The 5,467-nt window shown below is 71.9% G+C and carries 4 protein-coding genes; 1 reads left to right on the forward strand and 3 read right to left on the reverse strand.

Annotated elements, in window-relative coordinates; genetic code table 11:
* Positions 1–15 precede the first annotated feature (15 nt).
* Both VMS22_25565 and VMS22_25570 read right to left on the reverse strand, forming a co-directional pair.
* Complete coding sequence (locus tag VMS22_25565) at positions 16–696, reverse strand: EthD domain-containing protein (GenBank protein HXJ37411.1); 681 nt, start codon at positions 694–696, stop codon at positions 16–18.
* Between the two features lie 12 nt (positions 697–708).
* On the reverse strand, positions 709–2,127 hold the full coding sequence (locus VMS22_25570) for an HAD-IB family hydrolase (GenBank protein ID HXJ37412.1): 1,419 nt from the start codon (positions 2,125–2,127) through the stop codon (positions 709–711).
* 73 nt (positions 2,128–2,200) lie between these two features.
* Here VMS22_25570 and VMS22_25575 point away from each other — a divergent pair, with 73 nt between their 5' ends.
* Positions 2,201–4,570 carry a glycerol-3-phosphate 1-O-acyltransferase gene (locus VMS22_25575; protein HXJ37413.1) on the forward strand — a complete coding sequence of 790 codons (2,370 nt, stop codon included), beginning with the start codon at positions 2,201–2,203 and terminating at the stop codon, positions 4,568–4,570.
* A gap of 513 nt (positions 4,571–5,083) precedes the next feature.
* Here the strand turns inward: VMS22_25575 and VMS22_25580 are convergent.
* A partial coding sequence (locus tag VMS22_25580; protein ID HXJ37414.1) for a sigma-70 family RNA polymerase sigma factor occupies positions 5,084–5,467 on the reverse strand: 384 nt, incomplete at its 5' end.

Consider the following 5,467-nt stretch of genomic DNA (forward strand, 5'->3'; position numbering starts at 1 on the left):
AGTCTTGGCTCGGACTCAAGCCTTCTGGACGTACTCCGCGACGTCGTAGCCCCAGGTGAGGCCGATGAAGCGGGGCATGTCCTCGCGGATGATGCGCTCGCCCTCGGGCGAGTCGAAGAAGCCGGTCCGCATCGCCTCCACCGACGGGAAGTGCAGCTCGGCGATGCCGTCCCAGTCGGGCGCGTCGCCCAGACGCTGGTCGACGACGTTGGTCACGTACTTGTGCAGGCCCGGATGGTGGACGAGCGCGAGCGGGACGTGCCGGGTGAGCCAGTGCTCGACGAACGCGGCGTGGCTCGTGCCGGCAGGCCGGCGCACGAGGCCGACGATCTTCACGCCCGGCGACCGCGTCCCGAGTGGCGGCGGAGCCGCGGGCGCCTTCTGCACGTGCTCGGTCGTGACGTAGGCGTGCGCGCCGCCGAGGAAGCCGGCGACGTCACGCTCGACGATCCGCCGCCCTTCCTCCGTGTCGTAGAGCCGTTCGCGGAAGTCGTCGACGCTCGCGAACGACAGCTCGCCGATCGAGTCGAGCTCCTCGGCTCCGGCGCGCCGTCCCTCGACGACGTTGACGACGTACTTGCGCATGCTGGGATGGTGGCGGAGCGCGATCGGGACGTGCCCCGCGAGCAGGCGTTCCGTGTACTCGGCGGGCGAGAGGTCGGGACGGCGCCGGCAGAGGAAGACGAGCTTCACCATGGGCGGCCCGTATCACACGCCCATGGTGTCGGCGTACAGTCGCTCGATCTCCGCGATGTGCGTCTCGAGGTCGCCGTGCTGCCAGCTCGCGGTCGAGATCGGCGGATGGACGACGACCTCGATCGTCGTCGGGCGCAGGATGATGCCGTGCTTCGGGAGCGCGTCGAGGGCGTTGCGGAAGACGAGCGGCACGATGGGCACGCCGGCGGCCATCGCGAGGTGGAAGGCGCCCTTCTTGAACCGTCCCAGGCGCGGCGTCGGCATGCGCGTGCCCTCGGGGGCGATCGCGATCGAGAGGCCGCTCTCGAGCGCCTCGATCGCGGGCCGCAGCGCCTCGATCGCCTTCGAGCGGTTGAAGCGGTCGATGAAGACCGTGCCGGCGGCCGCGAAGAGCGGGCCGAAGAACGGGTTCCTGCGGACCTCCTGCTTGCTGATCGCGACGAAGTCGCGGCGCAGGAGCTTGCACAGCAGCAGCACGTCGACCGCGCTCTGGTGGTTGAAGATGAAGACGGCCGGCCGGTGCGACCAGAGGTGCGCTTCCCCGCTGACCCGCACCTCGATGCCCGCGAGCGCCGTCCCCAGCTCGCCCCACGTGGTCGCGGCGACGTTGGCCCAGCGCCGCGTCCCGCGATCGAGGGCGACGATGGGCAGTCCGACCAGCACCGCCGAGAAGAAGCTCCCGATCGCGAGCGACGTGCGCACGACGTCCATCAAGGCCGGCGTGCCACGCGTCCAGAACGTGCGCGTCGGCCATCCACGCCGCCGCGCGATCGCCGCCAGGCGGGTGTTCGGATTGGTCGGACGCGGGCGGCCGACGCCTTCCAGCAGCGGCAGGTCCTCGTCGCTGTCGGTGTAGAAGAAGCTCTGGGCGAGGTCCACGCCGTGCTCGCCCGCGAGCTGTCGCGCGGCGAGCAGCTTGCCCTCGCCGTAGCACGTGGGCTTCACGACGCGTCCCGTGAACCGGCCGTTCTCGACCTCGAGACGCGTGCAGAGCACGTGTGGGATGCCGAGATCGCGCGCCAGCGGCTCGGTCTGGTAGCGCGTCGCCGACGAGACGATGGCCACCGTGTGCCCCTTGCGGAGGTGCGCGTGCACGAGGGCCCGCGCCTCCGGGTACACGTCAGCCGCCATGCGCTCTGCGAACACGCGCTCGGCGAGCGCCTCGAAGTCGTTCTCCGATGCGCCGCCGAGCAGCGTGAGCGTCTCGGAGAGAAACCCGGAAAACCCGGTCTGGCCGAGCTGGAACCAGAGCGCACCGCGCAGGAACTGCGCGATTCCGCCCGGTCCGATGCGGCCGCCGAGGAGGCCGTCGAGCAGAAACGTGAAGACGGAGAAGCCGGCGACGAGCGTGCGGTCGAGATCGAAGAACGCCCCCACCTGCGGGCCGGCCGGTCCCTCGTCGATCTCGCGGGTGATCTCGGCCCACGGCACGGCGCGGGAAGATACCGCCGCTCGCCGCGGGGCGTCTACCCACGCGAGCCGCAATCGTCGTATATGCGCCGTCGTGGCGACGGCGAGCACCGCGGAGGCCCCTCTCCCGCTGCGGCACCCACGCGTCGTGTTCCTGCTCGACGCCACCAGCGAGATCGAGCAGCGCCTCCTCACGCGGTGGATCGCCGACCACCATGCGCCGACCGGCATTCCGTACGAGGTCGTCGCGATCCCGCCGTCGCGGCGGCGCGGGTCGGTGCGCGTCGACCGCAGCGCGCTCGAAGGCGCCCTCGCGGCGCACGACGACCCGCTGCTGACGCCGCTGCGCGTGGCCTGGCTCCCACCGCCCGAGCGCGACGACGGCCCGCTGCGCCATCTGCTCAAGCTGGTCGCCTTCGGCGATCCGCGCGATCCCGGACGCCTGCGCCAGCGCTGGGTGGCCCTGCGCCATCCGGAGCGCGCCCAGGTGGTGCTGGCCGACGCGGCGTCGATCTCCGAGCTGCGGGCACGCTGGCGCACTGCGTGCGGCGCGGGGTTCGCCGAGACGATGGGGCTCGCCGATTTCGTGGCGCGCCAGGCGGCGCTCGCGCTCGAGCGCGCCGAGCGGCGGCTGCGCGGGCTGCGCTACAAGGTACCGCGCTTCGTCGGCGAGGCGATCCTCGCGCGGCCCGCCTTCCAGGGCGGCGTCGCGCGCCTCGCGCAGGAGCTTGGGCGGCCACCGGCCGACGTCCTGAAGGAGGCCACGAGCGACCTGCGCGAGATCGCGGCGACCCACAGCCCGTACGTCATCGACCTCACCGCGCAGCTGATCCGCGTGCTCTACTCGCGCGGCTACTCGGCGATCCAGTACGACCGCGAGGCGCTCGCCCGCATCTATCAGCTCGCGCAACGCCATCCGGTCGTCTTCCTGCCGTCGCACAAGTCGAACCTCGACCACCTCGTGCTGCAGTACGCGCTGCACGAGAACGGGCATCCGCCGAACCACACGGCTGGCGGCATCAACATGAACTTCTTCCCGGTCGGCCCGCTCGTGCGCCGCAGCGGCGTCTTCTTCATCCGACGCACCTTCAAGGACGACGCGGTCTACAAGTTCGTGCTGCGCCACTACGTCGACTACCTGATCGAGAAGCGCTTCTCGCTCGAGTGGTACGTCGAGGGCGGGCGGTCGCGGTCGGGGAAGCTGCTGCCGCCGCGCTTCGGGCTGCTCGCCTACGTCGTCGACGCCTACCGGCGCGGCAAGAGCGAGGACATCCACCTGATTCCGGTCGCGATCGCGTACGACCAGATCCAGGACGTGGGCGACTACACGGCCGAGCAGCGCGGGGCGGCCAAGCAGCGCGAGAGCTTCGGTTGGTTCGTGCGGCTGGTCCGCAACCTGCGCCATCGCTACGGCGCGATCCACCTCCGCTTCGGCGAGCCCGTCTCGCTCGCCCAGCTCGTGGGCCCTTCCGATCCCGACGCTGAGCCGAACGCCGACGAGCAGAGCCTCGCCATCCAGAAGCTCGCCTTCGAGGTCTCCGATCGCATCAACCGCGTGACCCCGATCACGCCGACGTCGCTCGTGACGCTCGCGCTGCTCGGCCGCGGCGATCGCGCGCAGAGCGTCGAGGAGATCCGGACGGCGCTCAAGAACCTCCTCCACTACGTGCGCGGGCACGCGCTCCCCACGACGGGCGACCTGGACCTCGATTCAGCGGACGGCGTGCGGCGCACGCTCGACACGCTGGTCGAGAACGGCGTCGTCACCTGCTTCGCGGAGGGTCTCGAGCCCGTCTATGCGATCGGCCCGGATCAGCACCTGACGGCGGCGTACTACCGCAACACGATCATCCACGTGTTCGTCAACGGGGCCATCGCCGAGCTCGCGCTCCTGCGCGCCAGCGAGGACGACGTGGTCGACTTCCGCGGCGAGTTCTGGGCGGAGGCGCTCCGGCTTCGCGACCTGCTCAAGTTCGAGTTCTTCTTCGCCGAGCGCGAGCGGTTCCTGCGCGAGCTGCGCGACGAGGTGGCGTTCCACGCGCCCGGGTGGGAGGAAGCGGTCGATCGGGGTCCGGCGGCGATCCAGGGCGTGCTGCGGCGCTTCCGTCCGTTCAACGCGCATCGCGTGCTCCTGCCGTTCCTCGAAGCCTACCGGGTCGTCGGCGACGCGCTCGAGCGCGAGGCGGACACGACGCCCGTCGACGAGCCCGCGTTCCTGTCGCGCTGCATGGCCCTCAGCACGCAATACCGGCTCCAGGGCCGCATCCGCAGCGGGGAGTCGGTCTCGAAGGTCCTCTTCGAGACGGCGCTTCGTCTCGCGCGAAACCGCGGGCTGCTCGACGCTGCGACGCCCGATCTCGGCGCGCGCCGTCACGCGTTCGCGGAGGAGATCCGTGCTGCGATCCGGCGGGCGGAGGCGATCGACGTCCTCGCTGCCAGCCGGCGCGCGGGTTTGATCGAGTAGGCCGGCTTGGCGTTCGCGGCGGGGTGGGTGCGGGGGCGAGGTCGTCGCTCGCGGTCCTCGGGCCACGCGCGCGGCGTAGGCCGTAGCGACAGAGCCGCCAACCGTGGCGCGCGCGGGCCCTGCGGGCTCGCTCAGACCTCGCCCCCGCACCCACCCCGCCGAACGACCGCCACGACGGCACGCAGAACCACCGCCGCCAACACCAAACGCCGAAGCCAGGCTCGGCGAACGCAGCCGCGTCGATCGAGCGACCACGGACGCGCGTCGGTGGCCGCGACCCGTTCCGTCGATCCGTGCGCCGCCGCGCCGTTGCGTTGGTGCGTGGCCGACGCCGAAGGCGAGGCCAACCGCGCGTGCGGCGAACCCGGGCGGCGGGGCGAGGTCAGAGCGAGCCCGCAGGGGCCGCGCGCGCCACGGTTGGCGGCTCTGTCGCCGCGGCCTACGCCGCGCGCGTGGCCCGAGGACCGCGAGCGACGACCTCGCCCCGCCGCCCGGGTCCGCCGCTCCCCGCCGCTACGACTCGACGAAGGACCGCAGCAACCGCGCCCGCACCCCACGCCGGAGCTTCCGCAGCGCCGCCGCCTCGATCTGACGAATCCGCTCGCGGGTCACGGACATCGACGTCCCGATCTCCTCGAGCGTCCGCTCCGCCCGATCGCCGATCCCGAAGCGCAGGCGGAGCACCTGGGCCTCGCGCGGTGTCAGCGTGTCGAGGACGCGGTGGATCTGGCGGCGCAGGCCGCTCGCCACCGCGAGCTCGGGCGGCTGCGGGCTGGTCTCGTCCTCGATCGCGTCCGAGATCGCCGTGCCGTCGTCCTCGTTCGGCTCGTCGAGCGAGAGGGGCTCGCGCGAGAGGCGCAGCAGGTCGCGCACGATCTCGATCGGCAGCTCGACGCG

This window comes from Candidatus Eisenbacteria bacterium (genome assembly GCA_035577985.1).
Lineage (GTDB): Bacteria > Desulfobacterota > Binatia > DP-6 > DP-6 > DATJZY01.